An 18,586-nucleotide genomic window follows, 5' to 3' on the forward strand; every position below is an offset into this window, starting at 1 on the left:
CCGCAACGTGCGGCGGCTCCCGCTACTTCTCCTCCGGCACCCACGCCGGATGCCACAGCCGCCCGGATTCGGTCCAGTTCATATACCGCACCGTGCCGGTGATCTTCGGCGTCGCCCAGACGGCATCCTTGCGTTCATCGGCGGTCAGCTCGTTGGCGAAGGGGCTGGTCTTGCGGCGCAGCGGGCGCAGCCGCGCGGTCAGCTCCGACATCTCGCGATCGCTGAAGCCGGTGCCCACGCGACCGATGTAGTACAGCTCGCCTTCGTGGCGGACGCCCACCAGCAGGGAGGCGAATTCTCGTGCGGCGCTGCGCCGCCAGCCGCCGACGATCACCTCCTGGGTGCGCCAGTTGCGGGTCTTGATCCACGACTGGCCGCGCTTGCCGGGCAGATAGACCGAATCCTTGCGTTTGGCGACGACCCCTTCGAGACGATGCTCGCGGCTGTATTCCAGGGCGTCCGCACCCGAACCGTCCAGACGCGGCGGAACCAGCAGCGAGGGCACGCCCTCGGCCAGCGCCTCCAGCACCTGCCGCCGATCCGCGTAGCGCTTGCGCAGCAGCGAGGTGCCGTCCAGATACAGCACGTCGAACGCGACCAAGTCCGCCTGCGCCGGATCCGCCTGCAGCAGAGCCAGATTCGACGCCCCCTCGGCGTCGGACACGACCGCTTCTCCGTCGAGCACGATCCGATGTCCCCGCAGTCGCCGCCCCAGCTCGGCGATCCGCGGATAACGGCCGGTGACGGTATTGCCGGCGCGGCTGCGGATCACCACGCCGTCGTCGTCTATTTCGACGATGACCCGGAACCCGTCCCATTTGGTCTCGAAGACCCAGTCCCGCGCTCCGAGTTTCGCCACATCCCCGGAGGTCGCAAGCATCGGTGACAGCCCGCGCGGAAACTCGGCGCCGGACCGCGCGCCGTTCCCGCCTTCTCGGGACGGAGCCGCCGTGTTCGGCGTATCTGCCTCGGCTCCCGCAGGCCGCGCCTCGGTGCGGCTTACGGTGCGGGCTGCGGAATCACCGTGCGCGCCAACGGTTTCGGAAAGCCGACGTTCGACGGCGCCGTCCTGCCGGGCGGCGTACTGCCCGTCGCTCGAACTGCCTTGTCCCGCATCCTCCTCCGGCTCTGCGACCTGTGATTTCATCAGGTGCATCAACCACTGCTTGCCGTCGGTGCGGATGAAGGCGTAGCGGCCGTCGAGGCGCTCGCCGTGAAACTGGACGATCACCTCGTCCGCGCGCCACTTCTCGGTGTCGTAGGTGCCGGAATCCCAGATCGTCATCTGCCCGGCCCCGTATTCGCCACGCGGGATGGTGCCGTGGAAATGCAGATATTCCAGGGGGTGGTCCTCGGTGTGCACGGCCAGCCGGTTCTGCGACGGCGAGGTCGGCGGACCCTTCGGCACCGCCCACGACACCAGCACACCATCGCGTTCGAGCCGCACGTCCCAGTGCAGTCGCCGGGCATGGTGTTCCTGCACCACGAAGCGATCACCCGCACCGGGGTCGGGCGGGCCGGGCGGAACCGGTTCGGGGGTGCGAGCGGGGTCACGCATGGATCGGTAGGTCTGCAGCGGGTCCGACGCACCGGCACTGCCCAGCGGCGGATCCAGGCCGGCCAGCAGGTCCCCGTCGGAGCGCCAGCGTTCGAGCACCTCGTCGAAACGCAACTGCCGCAGCTGGTGTCGATCGGCGATTTCGTCCCAGCTGCGCGGCGCCGCCACCGTCGGCTGCTCGCGCCCGCGCATCGAATACGGCGCGATGGTGGTCTTCGCCGGATTGTTCTGGCTCCAGTCCAGAAAGATCTTGCCCGGCCGCACGGCCTTCGCCATCGTCGCCGTGACCAGGGTCGGATGCAGCTTCTCCAGGCCGGTGGCCAGCTGCTTGGCGACCGTCGAGGCGCCGCCGGGACTCAGCACCCGATCCAGCGGCACGTAGATGTGAATACCCTTGCTGCCGCTGGTCACCGGAAAGGCGTCGAGACCGGCGTCGCGCACGGTGTCGCGAATCCACAATGCCACCGACGCGCAATCGGCCAGTTCCACTCCGGGCCCGGGATCGAGATCGAAGACGATGCGAGTGGCCGGGCCGCGGGAGCCGTCGACGAAACGCCATTGCGGGACATGGATTTCCAACGACGCCTGCTGTCCGAGCCAGGCCAGACCGGCCACCGAGTCGATGACCGGATAGGTCACCCGGCGATCGGAATGTTCGATCGGCCGCCGCTCGATCCATTTCGGTGCGTGCGCGGCCAGATTCTTCTCGAAGAACGAGGATTCGCCCACCCCGTTGGGCCAGCGCTTACGCGTCACCGGACGATCGGCGATATGCGGCAGCAGAGCCGGTGCGATGGCGGTGTAGTAGTCGATCACCTCACCCTTGGTGGTGCCCGTCGCCGGGTACAGCACCTTGTCGAGGTTGGTCAGACCGACCTCGATGCCCCCGAACTCGCGGCGCCCCGCCATAGTCGCAGTGTAAAGCGAAAACGGGCACCGCCGGAGGAGTGAACCTCCGGCGGTGCCCGTCGTCGATCGGCGAGTGAGCCCGGGCGAACCGGGCATCCCGCCTCCCCCTCAGCCCTCCGGCGGTTGCGGCGCCTGCGGCGGCGTGGCGGGCGGAGTCTGCGGGGGCGCGGCGGGCGGCTCGGGCGCCGGCGGCGGGGTGTTGCCGCCCTGCTGGGTGATGTTCTTCTTGATGGCCTCGGTGCCCTTGTCGATGTGATCGGAGTACTTGCCCCCGGTCTTCTCGTTGACGAAGCCACCGGCCTTGTCGACCGCCCCGTGCACCTTGTCCGCGTTCTGTGAGGCCGCGTCGCGGCCCTTACCCACCAGACCCTTGAGCGTATCCATCAAACTCATGAAGCCCACTCCTTCACTCGTCGACTGCGTTGCTAGCGCACATCCTCCCACCAGGAGACCTGCGGTGATACCGCATCGGTATCGATCCGCCCGCCGGGAAGGGGCACCACTACCCGGGTACCCGCTGCACGCGCCGCTGCAACAAGTCTGCGGACCGGTTCCGACCAGCCGTGGAAGGCCAGGTTGAACGTGGCCCAGTGAATCGGCACCAACATGCCGTATTCGGCGTCGCCGACGCACACGTCGGCGTGGGCGCGCACCGCCTCCTCGGGATTCATGTGCACATCCGGCCAGTGCACGTCGTAGGCGCCGATCGGCAGCAGGGTCAGATCGAAGGGGCCGTAGGTCGCGCCGATTTCGGCGAACGCCTTCGTGTATCCGGTGTCGCCGCCGAAATATGCTCGTCTTCGCGGGCCCGCGAAGACCCACGACGCCCACAGCGTGGTGTTGCGGGTGAAGCCGCGCCCGGAGAAGTGCCGCGCCTCGGTGCAGGTGACGGTGAGCTCACCGTGCCCCGGGCGCGCGATGGACGTGGAAGTGTTCCAATCCAATTCGATGATGCGAGCCTCCGGCACCTGCCATTTGCGCAGATGGGCGCCGATCCCGATCGGCACCACGAACGGTGCGTCCTGACCGGCCACCAGCGCGCGCACGGTCTCACGGTCCAGATGGTCGTAATGATCGTGCGAGATGACCACCGCGTCCAGTGCGGGCAGCGACGACAGCGGCGCCGGCACCGGATGCAACCGGGCCGGGCCGACCAGTGGCGACGGCGAGACCCGCTCACTCCACACCGGGTCGGTGAGGATGCGGTAGCCGTCGACCTCGATCAGCGCGGTGGCGTGGCCGAACCAGGTCACCGCCAGCTCGGCCGCCTGCTCGGGATGTTCGGCGCTGGCCAGCGGGATCTGCGCCGGTGGCCGCCCCACATCGCGACGGGTCAGTGCCGACAGCAGCAGGGACGCACCCGAGCCGGGCGTGATCTGGCTGCTGGGTTCGGTGTTGTGGAACTGCCGGTCGCGGTAGCTCGCCGACCGCGTCGCCAGCGGTGCGATGGCGGCGGCGGACGCCCCCATTTCCACGGGAATCCGCCACGCCGCCCGTGCCACCCAGCGCAGTCCGACCAGCCCGGCCGCGGCCAGCGCCGCGCGGCGGGCGGCCGCGACGATCTCGGTGCCGGCCATCAGCGGCCCACGAACTTCGCCGCGCGCTTCTGTTCCCGCGCCAGCCGCGCCTCCTCGGCGTCGGCGCTGCGCCAGGCGGCCTCGAGGGCGGCGCGCTGCTCGGGAGTGTCCTCGCCGCGGGTGCCGTCGTCGTTGAACACCAGCTTGAGGTGACGCAGCGAGAGCGGGGCGAGCTGGGCGATCGACTTCGCCCATTCCTGCGCGTCGGCCAGCGTGCCGAGGCGGTTGGCGAAGCCGAAAGCGTATGCGTCGGAGGCGGTTACGCTCTCGGCACCCATCAGTACGGTTCGCGCCGGGCCGCCGCCGATCAGCGAGACCAGCCGGCGCACCGTCCAGCGATCCACGGAGATGCCCAGCTTGGCGGCCGGAATGGCGATATAGGAATCCGGGCTCATCACCCGCAGGTCGGAGGCCAGCGCCAACTGCACGCCGGCACCGAGCGCGCCGCCGTTGATGGCGGAGATCACCGGCACCGGGACCGTTTCGATGGTGTGCAACAGACCGAGCAGTCCGTCGAGGAAATCCGACGAGTAGACGCCGGACAGATCGGCGCCGGCACTGAAAATCGGACCCTGACCGGTCAGCACGATCACCCGCGCGTCGGCCGCCGCGGACGTGACGGCCTCGCGCAACGCTGCCACCAACTCGTCGTTGAGGGCGTTGCGGCGCTGCGGGCGCTGCAATTCGATGGTGACCACGTCACCATCCCGGCTCACTGCGAGCATCTGACCTCTCCCCATTCGCGCGGTTTCTCTTCCGGGGGCGCACCTCACCGCACCCGCCGGTCGGTATCGACTCCACTGTATGCGCCGGACAGTTGCCGCAACGCACCCGACGCGTACTGTGACGGCGGTGACCGCACCCGATTTCGAGATTGTGGTGATCGGCGCCGGCCAGGCCGGTCTGTCGGTCGGCTATCACCTGCGGCGGCTCGGATTGACCCCGGAAGTCGATTTCGTCATCGTCGACCACTCCCCCGGCCCCGGTGGCGCATGGCAATTCCGCTGGCCTTCACTGACTTTGAGCACGGTGAATCGAGTGCACGACCTGCCGGGGATGTCGTTCACCGAAACCCTGCCGGCCGGTTCGGATTCCGTCCCCGCCGCCACCGCGGTGCCGCACTATTTCGAGCTGTACGAAAAGCGGTTCGACCTGCAGGTTCGCCGGCCGGTATCGGTACGGGTGGTGTGCGACCGAGCCAGCACCGCAACATGTCCGGGGACGTCGGTGGACGGGCTGTTGCATGTCGAGACCACAATCGGCGAAAACCTCTCGGCCGCAACAGGTTCCGACGAGCCGCCCACGGCCGCCGATTCGGGGCGAACAACGGATGCGCCGACCGGGTTACCGGGCGCCACCGGCCGGACCCTGCGCGTGCGTGGCGTGATCAATGCGACCGGCACCTGGGAAAAGCCGTTCATTCCGTACTATCCGGGCGCGGAAACCTTCGCCGGGCGGCAGTTGCACGCCCACGACTACCGCAGCGCGGCGGAATTCGCCGGTAAGCACGTCGTGGTGGTCGGCGCGGGGATCTCCGCCGTCCAGCTGCTCGACGAGATCTCCCAGGTCACGAGCACGACGTGGGTGTCGCGGACGGAGCCACGCTGGCGGGAGGGCCCGTTCGGGCCCGACGAGGGCCGCCGGGCGGTCGCGATGGTCGAGGACCGCGTGCGACGGGGTCTGCCGCCACGGTCGGTGGTGTCGGTGACCGGGCTGCCGGTCGACGACCGGATTCGCGCCGCCCGCGCGCGCGGCGCGCTGACCTGGCACCCGATGTTCGCCCGCATCGAACCGGAGGGCGTGCGCTGGGCCGACGGCAGCTTCCGGGCCGCCGATGTGATCCTCTGGGCCACCGGTTTCCGCAGCGCACTGGACCACCTGGCGCCGCTGCGACTGCGCGGGCCCGGCGGCGGCATCACGATGACGGGGCACCTTGCCACCCAGGTCGCGGCCGACCCGCGTATTCACCTGATCGGATACGGGCCGTCGGCCAGCACGATCGGCGCCAACCGAGCGGGACGCGCCGCAGCGGTCGAGCTCACGCGCTACCTGGGTCTGCCCTGAGTGGTTCGGTCCGCCACCAGCCGGGAATCGGCAGATGCGATCCGATACATCGGTTCGCTGCGCCGACTCAGTCGAGACCCATCGCGAAAGTGTCGGGATCCGGGCCGACACGGCTGCCGGTGTCGAGCGCGTTGAGGGTGGTCATCTGCTCGGCGTCGAGTTCGAAGGTGAATACATCGAAGTTCTCCCGGATGCGCTCGGGATTCACCGACTTCGGAATGACGATATTGCCCAGCTGCAGGTGCCACCGGATCACGACCTGGGCGGGCGTGCGGCCCACCTGTTCGGCGACCGCGGCCACGGTGGGATCTTTCAGTTCCGCGCCCTGGCCGAGCGGACTCCACGCCTCGGTGGCGATGCCGTGCTCGGCATGGAAGGCACGCAGTGTGTTCTGCGCGAGCGCGGGATGCAGCTCCACCTGGTTCACGGCCGGAACCTCACCGGTCTCCCCGATCACCCGCCGCAGGTGTTCCGGCTGGAAGTTGGAGACACCGATCGAGCCGATGCGGCCCTGTGTCTTCAGCGACTGGAACGCGCGGAACGTGTCGACGTAGCGATCCGCGCTCGCGACCGGCCAGTGGATCAGATACAGATCGAGGTACTCGAACCCGAGCCGTTTCATACTCGCGTCGAACGCGCGCAGGGTCGAGTCGTACCCCTGGTCGGCATTCCACAGCTTGGTGGTGATGAAGACCTCGTCGCGCGCCAGCCCCGATTCGGCGATCGCCCGCCCCACCTCGGCCTCGTTCCCGTACGCCGCCGCGGTGTCGATGCTGCGGTACCCCGCCTCCAGAGCGGCGGTGACCGTGTCGAAGGTCTGTCCCTCCGGCACCTGGAAGACCCCGAAGCCCAGCCTCGGAATCAGATGGCCGTCGTTGAGAATCACCGACGGTACTGTGCTGCTCTCGCTGCGAAAGGTCACCGTCCGACCGTAGAAGCGGTTTGCCGAGCCGTCAACGACGCGCACCTGCGTGTTCGAATCGCACGAGCTCGACTGGCTGAACCCCGGACGTCAGCGCTCGGTTGCCCGGCCGAGATCGAGGTCGATGTCGAAAGGGACACGCACGTGCAGCCGATCGTGATGGATGCCGGTGAGCGCGTACTGCTTGGTAGCCGGGTCCAATTCGTAAACGTAGGCCACGGCGCGGTCGTCGGCGTTCTCGATCCGCCAGAAATGCGGAATCCCCGCTTCGGCATAGAGAAGTGGCTTGCGCTTGCGGTCGCGTTCCTCGGAATCGGGCGAGACCACCTCGACTGTGAGAACTACGTCGTCCGGAGCGAAGGTCGTGGTCGCCAAGTCGGCGACGGCGTCGGCAGAGACCACCATGATGTCGGGTTCAGGGCGTTGCCGGCTCCCGAGCGTCACCGTCATTTCCCGGCACACCTCCAGGTTGCCGGGAGCCTGGTCACCGAGCGTTCGAGCCAGATAATTGATGACGCGCATATGAAACATCATCTGCGGGCTCACGAAGACGAGGCTCCCGTCGATCAGCTCGGTATGTGGGGGAAGGTCGGGCAGTCGTTCGAGATCGTCGGCGGTGTATCCCTCCGGTGGCGGCACGGGCCATCGCGGGCGTGCGCGATCGTCGCTCGGCATCGGATCGGCTGTCATCGAGTCCTCGCTCCGCATTGGTGACCGACTGATCTGACTCGACCAGTATCGCATGTGACCAGGCATCCTTCTGTGGCTCGGCTTCGGCCGGCGCAGCGGCACAGCGACCGTGGACCCGACTGCCCGCCGAACGCGCCGCGACGCGCGGCCGGAACAGGGGACCGCACGTTCAGCCGGGAACGCCCAGCCGACGGTAGCGGCTGTGCCGAAGAGCGCGCAGGTCGTCGGTCGGACGTCTTCGCAGACCCGCCAATTCCTCGGCGATGGCGGCGACCATGCGGCGGGAGAAGTCGATCGGTTCGTGGGCGGCGTCGGGGTACTCCGCGACGATGCGGTCGACGATGCCATCGGTGAACAGATCGGACGCGCCGACTCGTTGGGCGGCAGCCAGCTCCGGCGCATGGGCCGTATCGCGGAAGACGATCGCGCTGGCACCTTCCGGCGGCAGTGGTGCCAGCCAAGCGTGAGTCGCGGCGAGGACACGGTCGGCGGGCAGCAGGGCCAATGCCCCACCGCCGGTGCCCTGGCCCAGCAGTACCGACACGGTCGGCGTGGCCAGAGTGACCAGATCCGCCAGGCAGCGGGCGATTTCAGGTGCCAGGCCGCGCTCCTCGGCCTCCTGGGACAGCGCCGCGCCCGCGGTATCGATGACCAGGACCAACGGAATGTGGAGTTCGGCGGCGAGGTGCATACTGCGGCGCGCCTCGCGCAATGCCGCCGGCCCCATGGTGTTCTCACCGGTCTGGCCGGCCCGGTCGTGACCGAAGATCACGCACGGCTCGCCGCGCAGGCGGGCCATGGCGTGGACGACGGTGCGGTCGGATTCGCCCTGCCCCGTACCGCTCAATGGCACCCGATCGGTCGCCTGCCGCAACAGCTCGCGAATGCCGGGGCGCCGGGGATCACGGGAGATCAGCACCGACTCCCACGCCGGTGTATCCGCGGCCTCAGCGCCCGGCGAACCCGCTCGACCCACACCCGGCGCACCCGCTCGGTCGGCATCCGCTGCAACTGTTCGTCCAGCACCCGATGCCGCCCTTCGCCCGACTCCCAGCGAACTCGCATCATCGACGACCGGCGCATCTGCGGCCGAGTGTCCACTACTCGAATCCGCCTGTGGTGTCGAGGCATTCGGCGCTGCGGATGGCGAAAACGCCTCGGCGCCTCCCATATCCTGGGCGGCATCGGAGTCGGCCGCCGACATGCGTTCGCCCGACTCGGCGGGCTTTTCGGCCGACCCTGTGGCACCGCCGCCGTCGACAGGAGAGGTGAGCGGGAAATCCTGCGCGGATGTAGCGACGGATTGCGAATCCGCCTGTCCCGCGACGGGAACCGCGACATTCAACATGCGGTGCGCGATCCGGCGAAAGAACCGGACCGGCACCACCCCGTCGATGACCCCGTTGCGATACAGATTTTCCGCGGTCTGCACGCCCTCGGGGAAGGGCCGGTCGTAGAGCGCTTCGTACACTCGCGGGCCCAGGAACCCGATCAGCGCCCCGGGTTCGGCGAAGGTCATATGCCCCAGCGAACCCCAGGAGGCGAACACCCCGCCCATCGTGGGATTGCGCAGATACACCAAATAGGGGTGGCCGGCCGACTTGTGTGTGGCCACCGCGCCCGCGATCTTCACCATCTGCACGAAGGCCACCGTGCCCTCCTGCATACGGGTTCCGCCGGAGGTGGGCGAGGCGAGCAGGGGCAGACCCAGTACGGTGGCGCGTTCGACGGCGGTGACGATCCGCTCGGCGGCCGCCACGCCGATCGATCCGGCGAGAAAGCCGAATTCACACGCGATCACCGCGACGCGCCGCCCGCGCAACCGCCCCTCACCGGTCAGCACCGATTCGTCGGTGCCGCTGCGCTCGGCCGCGGCGGTCAGTTCCGCGCGATACGCCGGCGCAGTGGTCACCTCGATCGGTTCTCGATCCCAGCCGCGATACGAACCGGGATCGAGCACACCGTCGAAAAACTCACGCGCCGAGATCTTCACGCTCCGAGCGTAACCGCGCCGGAGCGGGCGATCGGCGGTCGTGGCGCCACCGCGCGCCGACGCGGCCGCGTCGTGCGGCCGGTCGCCGGCGTATCAGTAACCCTGAACCACTTTGCGCAGCGCGTACTCGGTGACCGAGACCAGCGCCTGCTTCACCGGCTCGCGGCGGCGCGCGTCGATCGACATGATCGGCACGTCCGCCGGGACGGCCAGCGCCTGGCGGATGTCTTCCAGGGGGTACCGCGGTGCGTCGTCGAACTCGTTGATGGCCACCAGGAACGGCAGCCCACGAGCCTCGAAGTAGTCGACGGCGGCGAAGGAATCCTCCAGCCGTCTGGTGTCGATCAGCACTACCGCCCCGATGGCGCCGCGAATCAGGTCGTCCCACATGAACCAGAATCGGTACTGGCCGGGTGTGCCGAACAGATAAAGCACCAAATCGTCGGCGAGGCTGATCCTGCCGAAGTCCATGGCCACCGTGGTGGTGGCCTTCGTCGGCACGGCGGTCAGGCTGTCAACGCCCACACTGGCGTTGGTCACCAAAGCCTCGGTGCGCAGCGGAACGATCTCCGATACAGCACCGACCAAGGTCGTCTTACCCACACCGAAGCCACCGGCCACCACGATCTTCGCGGAGGTTGGCTTGGCGTTGCGGGTATCGACCTGGGCCGTCGAATCAAATACGCCGGAGTCCACTGAGAACCCTTTCGATCAGCTCGCGACGTTCATCGTCGCTCGAATCGTCTTTCAAAGTCGCCGAAACTCGAACATGTCCCGCCTCGATGAGGTCGGCGACGAGCACTCGAGCCACCCCGATCGGAATACCCAGTCGGGCAGCCAGTTCCGCGACAGATGGCGATTCTCTGCACAACTCCACGATTGACGTCTCGATGTTGGTCAGTTCGAACTGCCGCTCCAGGGCGACCGGATGCGATGCGACGAGCGCCTCCAATGCCAACTCCACCGTCGGCCGCGTACGACCGGCGGTCAGCGAGTACGGACGGACGAGGCTGGGCTCGGCGCTCCCCACGTGCTGGTTGTCTATGTCCATCCCACCATCAGGAACCCATCGTGACGCGAGGTGTGGCCTGGACTGTCTGGCCCACCCGCTCGACCAGCAGAGCCATCTCGTAGCCCACCTGGCCGATATCGCAGGACGTGTTCGTCAGCACGGCCAGATAGGACCCGTCACCGACTGCCATGAGCAGTAGGTAACCGTGTTCCATCTCGACCACGGACTGCAGTACCGTGCCGCCTTCGAACAGGTTCGAAACGCCGACAGAGAGGCTGGCCAAACCTGCGGTCACGGCGGACAGCTGTTCGGCACGGTCAACGGGCAATTGAGCGCTCGCGGCCATCAACAGGCCGTCCGCCGAAACCAGCACGGCATGAGCGACGCCCGGAACCTCGTTGGCGAAGTTCGAAACCAGCCAATCCAGCTGACGGTTCGTACCACCTAGATCGGGGTTCATCGGTCTCCTTTATCTCCGGTTAGGTTCATTGCTCCCATTGCGCGGCCATCCCGGACGCCCTGCTGGTGACGACTCAGACTTGACCTGATCGACTCTGGGTCGCGGCTCGGCGTCCGATCGGCCCGCCCGGTGACACCACCGGGGACCAGCCGATTACCGGGATCGCGCTGCGGCAATCCGGCCGCCGTCCGCTTCTCCGACGAGGTTTCCACTGCCCGCCGGGCAGCCTGCCAGCCTTCGTCACCTGGGGATTCGAAGGAGGCGGCGACTTGGGACCGGTCCGGGTTGGGGTCCGCGAGCCACGCCGACATCATCTCGGCGAAGATCGGACTCCCCCCTTCCGACGGGCCGGCGTCGGCTGCGGGCTGCAGCCGGGTCTGGAAGAACGATGCCGTCTTCTGCGGATTCGACCGGTAACTGTGACGGCCGCGTTCGCGACCCTCACCGGATTCCGCATTCGCGTCCGCGGCGGAGCTGTCCCGCTGCGGCGCATGACGTCCGGGCAGGCTCAGCCCCGGGGTGGGTTCCGGCCGCGGCGGCAGACCGGCGCCCGGTTGCCGCTGCGGCAGACCGCCCGCGGCCGGGGCACGCTGCGGCAGACCCTCATTCGACTCTCGTTGCGGCAGACCACTTCCGGCGTCGCGTTGCGGAAGTCCGCCGATGCCTTCGCGCTGCGGCAGTCCACCACCGGCACCACGCTGCGGCAGACCGCTGCCCGAATCCCGTTGCGGGAGGCCACTTCCGGCATTCCGCTGCGGCAGACCGCTGCCGGCGTCGCGCTGCGGCAGACCGCTGCCGGCGTCCCGCTGCGGCAGACCATTACCGGCATCGCGCTGCAGACCGGTGGGCGCACCCTCGCGCGACGGCGCGCCGTTGGAACCCGGCGTCCGCTGCGGCAGGCCGCCTCCGGCGCCGCGCTGCGGCAGGTCGCCGTTGGACGGTTCCCGTTGCGGCAGACCACCGCTCGCGGATTCCCGCTGCGGGAGGCCCCCCTCACGCGCCGGGGCGCCGTTGGTGCCCGGAGTCCGCTGCGGCAGGCCGTTGGCGCCGAGTTCGCGGGCCGGCAGGCCGGCCGCGGGGCGGTCCTCACCGGCGGGCGGCCGCTGCGGCAGGCCGGAGCCGCCGCGCTGCGGCAGGCCACCTTCCCGCGGCGGCAGGCTCGAGCCCGAATCACGCTGTGGCAGACCGCCTTCGCGCTGCGAGAGGCCGTTACCCCCGGCCGGCGGCCGCTGCGGCAGTCCGGTCGGTCGGCCCGGCCGCGGCGGTTGACCCGCCGCACCCGGCTGACGCTTGAGCATATTGGCGGCCAGACCCGAGGTCGGCTGCGCCGTCGGGGATCCGCCGCGCTGGGGCAGATTCGCGTTCGGCTGCGCCTTGGGAGCCTGCGGTCCGTTGGCACCCGGCTCACGCTGCGGCAAGCCCGTGCCCGGCTCGGCGTCGGCGAGCGGATGACGCGCGGCCGGTCCGTTGGCGCCCGGCTGCCGCTGCGGCAGCCCGCCCGGAACCGCACCGCCCGGCTGGCGCTGCGGAAGTCCGCCCGCGGCCGAACCGTTCGCCGCGGCGGCGGCACCGTTGGTGCGCACCGTGCGGTCGTCGCCGGCATCCGCGGCCGGCGTGATCGGAATCGGCCCGCTCACGCCCGGATCCACGGTGACCATCATGTTGCCGCTCGGGGTCCGGGTGACGCCGCGCATCTGCATCGACGACGCCACGGACGGCCGCTGGGGCGGCACCGACATCTGCTCACCGGACTGATCCGGCAGCGAGACCGTTCCGCCCGACGGCGCCACGATGATCGCCTTGGGCACGTGCACGGTGACGGTGACACCCGGGTCGCGGGCGGTGTCGAAGGTCGGGCGCAGGCGCACGTTGAGGCCGTGCCGCTCGGCCAGCCGGCCGACGACGAACAGACCCATGTGGCGCGCGGTGTCCGCACCGACCTCGGCGGTCGTCTCCAGGCGCCGGTTGATCGATGCCATCTCGGCGGGCGGCATACCGATACCGCGGTCGGCGACCTCGATCAGCAGACCCTGGTCGTGAGCCTGGGCGAAGGTGAACTTGACGTCGGTCTCCGGCGGCGAGGCGCGCAGCGCGTTGTCGAGCAGCTCGGCGAACAGGTGCGCCAGGTCGGAGGCGGCCGGTTCCGTGATGGCGCCACGCGGGGTGGCGCCCAGCTTCACGCGCTCGTAGTCCTCGACCTCGGAGATGGCGGCACGCAGTACGTCCGCGATCTCGACCGGCGCGGACTTGCTGCGCCGCTGCCGCGTGCCGGCCAGAATCAGCAGGTTGTCGCCGTTTCGGCGCATACGGGCGGCGAGGTGGTCGAGCCGGAAGAGGTTCTCCAGCAGGCGCGGGTCCTTCTCGTCGTACTCCATCGCCTCGATCAGCGAGAGCTGATGGTCGACCAGTGACTTCGACCGGCGCGCCAGGGTTTCGAACATATCGTTGACCTGGGTACGCATGGAGGCCTGGTCGGCCGCCAGGCGCAGGGCCTGACCGTGGATGTCGTCGACCGCGCGAGCGAGCTGGCCGACCTCTTCCTCGGTGTGCACCGGCATCGGCTCGAGCGGCACATCCTCGGGGCTGGCGCCGTCACGCAGGCGCGAGACCTCGTAGCCGAGGTCGTGTTCGGCGACGCGCAGCGCGGCCAGGCGCAGCTTGCGCAGCGGCACGATCATGGCCCGTGCGACCAGCACGGCGAAGATCAGCGCGGCCAGAATCGTCAGGACCACGATGATCGCGTACTGAATGGCGCCGGTCCGGGCGTTACCGGCCAGGTCGTTCACCCGCGAGGTGATGTCCTGGGTCGAGGAACCGACGATCTTGGTGTAGCCGTTCAGGCTGTCGACCAGCGACTGCTTGATATCCATCAGCGGCAGCTGGCCGACGTCGACGTTCGGCCCGCTGGTCATGGTGATCCGGTTCTGCAGCAAGCCGTTCAGCTCGGCGATCGTCGGATCGTTCTCGGGCAGACGCTTGGCCAGCAGGTCGAGCATGTACTTCTCGGTGTTGCCGGCGACCTGGAAGTCGTGCAGACCGCCCTTGGCGTCACCGGTCAGGGTCTTGGCCGAGGCCGCGATCTCCTGGACCATCACCGCGCGGGTGTTCAGCGAGTCGACCAGGCGCAGCTTCGCCGCGTCGACGCCGGGGTCGGAGATGGTCGAGACGATCTCCTCGACCGTGCGGACGCTGTTCTGGCGGATCGCCTCTTCCTGGGCGATCGCGTCGGCGAGGACCGGCGAGGGTTTGGTGCCCTGGTCGCGCACCGCCTGGGCGCCCTTGATCATCTGCTCGATCGCATCGCGCGCACCCGGAACGCCGTCCAGTTTGGCCGTGGCCTTCTGCGCGGTCTGGATGGCGCCGTCCAGTCGCGTCAGGTCCGCGTCCTGAACCAGCGACTGGGTCGGGCTGATCGCGGCCATCTGGCCACCGGCGACCGTGGCCGCGGCACCACTCAGGCCGGTGACGGCCGGAATCGCCTCGACGTGCTCGACGGCCTGATCCAGGTGGCTCGAGTCACTGAACTCGGACGCGATCCTGGAAGCACCGAGTACCACCGCGACGAGCAGCGGCACGGCCAGCACGGCCGTAACCTTCCAGCGCAGGTCCCAGTTGCCGAGCGCCCAGCGCTTCCCAACGGGCCTAGCGGCGTCACGCATCTCCAACTCACTTTCCAAACTGGCCCCAGCCACGCGCCATCGGCGAGCCTCCACGATCGCACGCGCGGCTCGATAAGCAGAACGGGCCGGGAACTGCGGCTGGCCGAGAAATTGCGTCCATGACGGCCGAAATAGGTGACATGCGATTCTAACGGATCAATAACTTCTTGTGTGACCTCTTGGCAACCACCAGCCGTTGACCTGGCTGTTCCAGCCAAAATCAAAGGTCGCGGCGGCCGCCCGGACGTCGCGTGAAGTCTGCCACAATCAGGCTGATCTATCGAGGCGGGCATCGATGCGAGGCAGGGAGTCATACGGTTGAACGCGAAGCAGGAGTACCGGCCCACCTACCAGACCAGCCTGGTCGATCCGTCGGACTTCTGGCGTAGCGCGGCCGAGGCGATCAGCTGGGACGTTGCGCCCGAACAGATTCTCGATACCACGGCACGACCGACGGCTCGGTGGTTTCCCGATGCTCGCCTCAACACCTCCTACAACGCCCTCGATCGGCATGTGCGCGATCTCACAGCGGAACCCGCCTCGACGAACGACGATACCGATACCGCCGCCGAAACGGGCATTTCCGAAAAAACGGGCGGTCGCGCGGATCAGCCCGCCTTAATATATGACTCCGCTATGACGGGCGCCACAGTCGTCTACACCTACGCCGAATTGCTGGCCGAGGTCGCCCGGTTCGCCGGCGCCATGCTGCGGCTCGGGGTGCGTACCGGCGACCGCGTGGTGATCTACATGCCGATGATCCCCGAGGCCGTGATCGCGATGCTGGCCTGCGCGCGGATCGGCGCGGTGCATTCGGTGGTCTTCGGCGGATTCGCCGCCCACGAACTGGCCGCCCGCATCGACGACGCCGAACCCGTCCTGATCGTCACCGCCTCCGGCGGCCTGGAACCGAACAAGCGCCTCGAATACCCGCCCATCGTGCTGCAGGCACTCGACCAGGTGCACACCACCGCGCCACGGAATGTGGTCGTGAAGCAACGCGAGGGCTTCCCGACCATCCGGTTCGCCGCCCCGCAGCCGGCCACCGACACCCTGCCGGATTCCACCGCCACCATCGCGGCCCGCTGGCTGGATTGGGAGGACATGGTCCGCGACGCGGAACCGGCCGACCCGGTGCCGGTGGCCGCGACCGATCCGCTCTACATCCTCTACACCTCGGGCACGACCGGAAAACCCAAGGGCGTGGTGCGCGACAACGGCGGCCACGCCGTGGCGCTGGCCTGGTCGATGCGCAACATCTACGACGTCTCCCCCGGTCAGGTGATGCTGACCACCTCCGATATCGGCTGGGTGGTCGGCCATTCCTATATCGTCTACGCCCCGCTGCTGGTCGGCGCGACGACCATACTGTTCGAGGGCAAACCGATCGGTACGCCCGACTCCGGCACCTACTGGCGGCTGGTCGAACAGTACGGGGTGCACGTGATGTTCACCGCCCCCACCGCATTGCGCGCGATCCGCCGCGCCGATCCCGATGCCGCGCTGGCCCGCCGCCACGATCTGTCCTCGCTGCGCGCACTGTTCTGCGCCGGCGAACGGCTCGACCCGGCCACCTACGAGTGGACCCGGGAGACGGTGCTGGCCGACCTGCCCGACTGCCCGGTGGTCGACCACTGGTGGCAGACCGAAACCGGCTGGCCGGTGTGCGCCAACCCGCTCGGCCTGCAGCAGTTGCCGATCAAACCCGGCTCGGCCTCGGTTCCGGTACCCGGCTACCGCCTGCGCGTCCTCGACTACGAAGGCGATGCGGTGGCCACCGGCGCCGAGGGCAATATCGTGATCGGCCTCCCGCTCCCGCCCGGCTCGCTGACCGGCCTGTGGCGCGACGACGAACGCTTCGGCCGCTCCTATCTGTCCGCCTACCCCGGGCACTATCTGACCGGCGACTCCGGCTATTTCGACGAGGACGGATATCTGTACGTCCTCGGCCGCAGCGACGATGTGATCAATATGGCCGGGCACCGGCTCTCGGCCGGCGGCATCGAGGCCGCGATCTCGGGACATTCGGCGGTCGCGGAGACCGCGGTGATCGGAGTGCCCGACGAACTGAAGGGGCAGCTGCCGATCGCCTACGTGGTGCTCAAGAACGGCGTCGACATCGAACTGGCGCAGCTGCGGGCCGAGATCATCGCCCGCGTGCGCGAGCAGATCGGCGCGATCGCGACCCTGCACGACGTGACGGTGGTCCGGGCGTTGCCGAAGACCCGATCCGGAAAGATCCTGCGCCGCACCATCCGCCAGATCGCCTCGGGCGAGACGTGGGAGATGCCCGCGACCATCGAGGATCCCGCGGTGCTCATCGCGCTGGAGGATCAACTGCTCGCCGGGACCGATCCGACCGCCGACTCGGCAGCGGAGAGCACGGCCGACCCGGCCGCGAGTACGAACGGCTCGAGTATCGGTTCCTGATCGGGGCATTCGAGTGTCGGGCGCGCACCCGGGGCCGGTTCAGAGTCTTCTCAGAATCGGTTCACGCGCGCCCCAGACTCCGGCGATACCGTGCCGGACACGTACGTGCCGACGCACAGGGAGAGAGAATCATGCGCATTCGCGGATTTGCCGCAACCACCCTCACCGCCGCGGGCCTGGCCGCCGGGGCCGCCCTGCTGGTCCCCGCCACCGCATCCGCGGGTCCGACCGAACTGGTTGCGCCGCTGCTGAATTCGACCTGCAGCTTCGCTCAGGTCGACGCCGCCCTGCACGACAAGGCGCCGCAGCTGGCTTCGATCCTGGACAACAATCCGGACCAGAAGGCAGAGCTGAAGGCCAAATTCGATCAGCCGGTGGAACAGCGCCGCGCCGAATTCCAGCAGTATCTGGCCCAGCATCCGGACGAGGCGCAGCGCGCCCAGCAGGACCCGCGGGCCGCCGGTCTGAGCCAGACGATTCAGGAAGTCGCCGATTCCTGCCACAACTACTGACCCGGGCACCGGGTCGGCAACTCGCGCGGGCCTCGGGCCACCCCCGGGGCCGCGCGGTCAAATTACACTGCACACCGTGGCGAGCAGCGAGAATCCGACGGTGCTGGTGGTCGACGACGACGAGGATGTGCTGTCCTCGGTGGAACGCGGCTTGCGACTGTCCGGATTCCGGGTTGTCATCGCCCGCGACGGCGCCGCGGCCCTGCGCAGCGTGGCCGAACAGGCGCCCGACGCCATCGTGCTCGATATGAACATGCCGGTGCTCGACGGCGCCGGCGTGGTGACCGCGCTGCGTGCGATGGGCAACGAGGTGCCGATCTGCGTGCTCTCGGCGCGCAGTTCGGTCGGCGACCGGATCGCCGGACTGGAATCCGGCGCGGACGACTATCTGGTGAAACCGTTCGTCCTCGCCGAATTGGTGGCGCGGATCCGGGCGCTGCTGCGCCGCCGCACCGATACCGCCCCCGCCGCGGCGCCGGGCTCGATCGCCGTGGGCCCCTTGGAGATCGATGTGGCGGGCTATCGCGCCCTGCTGCACGGTAACGAAATCGAGCTCACCAAAAGGGAATTCGAACTGCTGTCCACACTGGCTCGCAACGCCGGGGTGGTGTTGAGCCGGGAACGACTGCTGGAGCTGGTGTGGGGGTACGACTTCGCCGCGGACACCAATGTGGTGGACGTCTTCGTCGGCTATCTGCGTCGCAAACTCGAGGCCGACGGCACCCCCCGGCTGCTGCACACCATCCGCGGCGTCGGCTTCGTGCTGCGGATGCCGAAATGACCGGCGCGCCCGCCGAAAC

At 68.6% G+C, this 18,586-nt stretch carries 15 protein-coding genes; 4 read left to right on the plus strand and 11 right to left on the minus strand.

Annotation, left to right across the window (positions count from 1 at the left end):
* Window positions 1-22: 22 nt before the first annotated feature.
* The 4 genes from NMI01S_RS02255 to NMI01S_RS02270 all read right to left on the minus strand — a co-directional run bounded on the left by NMI01S_RS02255 (window position 23) and on the right by NMI01S_RS02270 (window position 4,769).
* Window positions 23-2,467 carry an ATP-dependent DNA ligase gene (locus NMI01S_RS02255; protein WP_062994358.1) on the minus strand — a complete coding sequence of 815 codons (2,445 nt, stop codon included), beginning with the start codon at window positions 2,465-2,467 and terminating at the stop codon, window positions 23-25.
* Between the two features lie 108 nt (window positions 2,468-2,575).
* Window positions 2,576-2,860 carry an antitoxin gene (locus tag NMI01S_RS02260; protein WP_062994359.1) on the minus strand — a complete coding sequence of 95 codons (285 nt, stop codon included), beginning with the start codon at window positions 2,858-2,860 and terminating at the stop codon, window positions 2,576-2,578.
* 32 nt (window positions 2,861-2,892) lie between these two features.
* Complete coding sequence (locus NMI01S_RS02265; RefSeq protein ID WP_062994360.1) at window positions 2,893-4,044, minus strand: MBL fold metallo-hydrolase; 1,152 nt, start codon at window positions 4,042-4,044, stop codon at window positions 2,893-2,895.
* The gene (locus tag NMI01S_RS02270) at window positions 4,044-4,769 is read right to left on the minus strand and encodes an enoyl-CoA hydratase (RefSeq protein ID WP_062994361.1); all 726 of its coding nucleotides are present in this window, start codon (window positions 4,767-4,769) and stop codon (window positions 4,044-4,046) included. Before NMI01S_RS02270 ends, NMI01S_RS02265 begins: the two co-directional genes overlap by 1 nt.
* 79 nt (window positions 4,770-4,848) lie before the next feature.
* On the opposite strand from NMI01S_RS02270, the gene NMI01S_RS02275 reads away from it, so the two are divergent.
* Window positions 4,849-6,108: an NAD(P)-binding domain-containing protein gene (locus NMI01S_RS02275; protein ID WP_062994362.1), complete on the plus strand. Its 1,260-nt coding sequence runs from the start codon at window positions 4,849-4,851 to the stop codon at window positions 6,106-6,108.
* 67 nt (window positions 6,109-6,175) lie between these two features.
* Here the strand turns inward: NMI01S_RS02275 and NMI01S_RS02280 are convergent, their stop codons facing one another.
* The 7 genes from NMI01S_RS02280 to NMI01S_RS02310 form a co-directional block, all read right to left on the minus strand.
* Entirely contained in the window at window positions 6,176-7,030 is an 855-nt protein-coding gene (locus NMI01S_RS02280) for an aldo/keto reductase (RefSeq protein WP_062994726.1), read from the minus strand.
* A gap of 90 nt (window positions 7,031-7,120) precedes the next feature.
* On the minus strand, window positions 7,121-7,720 hold the full coding sequence (locus NMI01S_RS02285) for a Uma2 family endonuclease (protein ID WP_062994727.1): 600 nt from the start codon (window positions 7,718-7,720) through the stop codon (window positions 7,121-7,123).
* A gap of 169 nt (window positions 7,721-7,889) precedes the next feature.
* Window positions 7,890-9,713: an acetyl-coenzyme A carboxylase carboxyl transferase subunits beta/alpha gene (locus NMI01S_RS02290; protein WP_062994363.1), complete on the minus strand. Its 1,824-nt coding sequence runs from the start codon at window positions 9,711-9,713 to the stop codon at window positions 7,890-7,892.
* 93 nt (window positions 9,714-9,806) lie between these two features.
* Entirely contained in the window at window positions 9,807-10,409 is a 603-nt protein-coding gene (locus NMI01S_RS02295) for a GTP-binding protein (protein ID WP_174553921.1), read from the minus strand.
* Window positions 10,390-10,764: a DUF742 domain-containing protein gene (locus NMI01S_RS02300; protein WP_025347064.1), complete on the minus strand. Its 375-nt coding sequence runs from the start codon at window positions 10,762-10,764 to the stop codon at window positions 10,390-10,392. Before NMI01S_RS02300 ends, NMI01S_RS02295 begins: the two co-directional genes overlap by 20 nt.
* Window positions 10,765-10,771: 7 nt before the next feature.
* Complete coding sequence (locus tag NMI01S_RS02305) at window positions 10,772-11,185, minus strand: roadblock/LC7 domain-containing protein (RefSeq protein WP_011207200.1); 414 nt, start codon at window positions 11,183-11,185, stop codon at window positions 10,772-10,774.
* Window positions 11,182-14,844 carry an ATP-binding protein gene (locus NMI01S_RS02310; RefSeq protein WP_084512323.1) on the minus strand — a complete coding sequence of 1,221 codons (3,663 nt, stop codon included), beginning with the start codon at window positions 14,842-14,844 and terminating at the stop codon, window positions 11,182-11,184. Before NMI01S_RS02310 ends, NMI01S_RS02305 begins: the two co-directional genes overlap by 4 nt.
* A 318-nt stretch (window positions 14,845-15,162) precedes the next feature.
* On the opposite strand from NMI01S_RS02310, the gene NMI01S_RS02315 reads away from it, so the two are divergent.
* The 3 genes from NMI01S_RS02315 to NMI01S_RS02325 all read left to right on the plus strand — a co-directional run bounded on the left by NMI01S_RS02315 (window position 15,163) and on the right by NMI01S_RS02325 (window position 18,567).
* A complete protein-coding gene (locus NMI01S_RS02315) occupies window positions 15,163-17,274 on the plus strand; it encodes an AMP-binding protein (RefSeq protein WP_062994364.1) in 2,112 nt (703 codons plus the stop codon).
* A 131-nt stretch (window positions 17,275-17,405) separates the two neighbouring features.
* Window positions 17,406-17,786 carry a hemophore-related protein gene (locus NMI01S_RS02320; RefSeq protein ID WP_062961902.1) on the plus strand — a complete coding sequence of 127 codons (381 nt, stop codon included), beginning with the start codon at window positions 17,406-17,408 and terminating at the stop codon, window positions 17,784-17,786.
* A gap of 76 nt (window positions 17,787-17,862) precedes the next feature.
* On the plus strand, window positions 17,863-18,567 hold the full coding sequence (locus NMI01S_RS02325; RefSeq protein WP_387248391.1) for a response regulator transcription factor: 705 nt from the start codon (window positions 17,863-17,865) through the stop codon (window positions 18,565-18,567).
* Window positions 18,568-18,586 lie beyond the last annotated feature (19 nt).

The sequence above is a fragment of the Nocardia mikamii NBRC 108933 genome, assembly GCF_001613505.1.
In the GTDB taxonomy this organism is placed as follows: domain Bacteria; phylum Actinomycetota; class Actinomycetes; order Mycobacteriales; family Mycobacteriaceae; genus Nocardia; species Nocardia mikamii.

Coding starts and splice junctions, on each gene's coding strand:
- NMI01S_RS02255 (WP_062994358.1), bottom strand. CDS start 2,467: ATGGCGGGGCGCCGCGAGTTCGGGGGCATCGAGGTCGGTCTGACCAAC.
- NMI01S_RS02260 (WP_062994359.1), bottom strand. CDS start 2,860: ATGAGTTTGATGGATACGCTCAAGGGTCTGGTGGGTAAGGGCCGCGAC.
- NMI01S_RS02265 (WP_062994360.1), bottom strand. CDS start 4,044: ATGGCCGGCACCGAGATCGTCGCGGCCGCCCGCCGCGCGGCGCTGGCC.
- NMI01S_RS02270 (WP_062994361.1), bottom strand. CDS start 4,769: ATGCTCGCAGTGAGCCGGGATGGTGACGTGGTCACCATCGAATTGCAG.
- NMI01S_RS02275 (WP_062994362.1), top strand. CDS start 4,849: ATGCGCCGGACAGTTGCCGCAACGCACCCGACGCGTACTGTGACGGCG.
- NMI01S_RS02285 (WP_062994727.1), bottom strand. CDS start 7,720: ATGACAGCCGATCCGATGCCGAGCGACGATCGCGCACGCCCGCGATGG.
- NMI01S_RS02300 (WP_025347064.1), bottom strand. CDS start 10,764: ATGGACATAGACAACCAGCACGTGGGGAGCGCCGAGCCCAGCCTCGTC.
- NMI01S_RS02305 (WP_011207200.1), bottom strand. CDS start 11,185: ATGAACCCCGATCTAGGTGGTACGAACCGTCAGCTGGATTGGCTGGTT.
- NMI01S_RS02310 (WP_084512323.1), bottom strand. CDS start 14,844: ATGCGTGACGCCGCTAGGCCCGTTGGGAAGCGCTGGGCGCTCGGCAAC.
- NMI01S_RS02320 (WP_062961902.1), top strand. CDS start 17,406: ATGCGCATTCGCGGATTTGCCGCAACCACCCTCACCGCCGCGGGCCTG.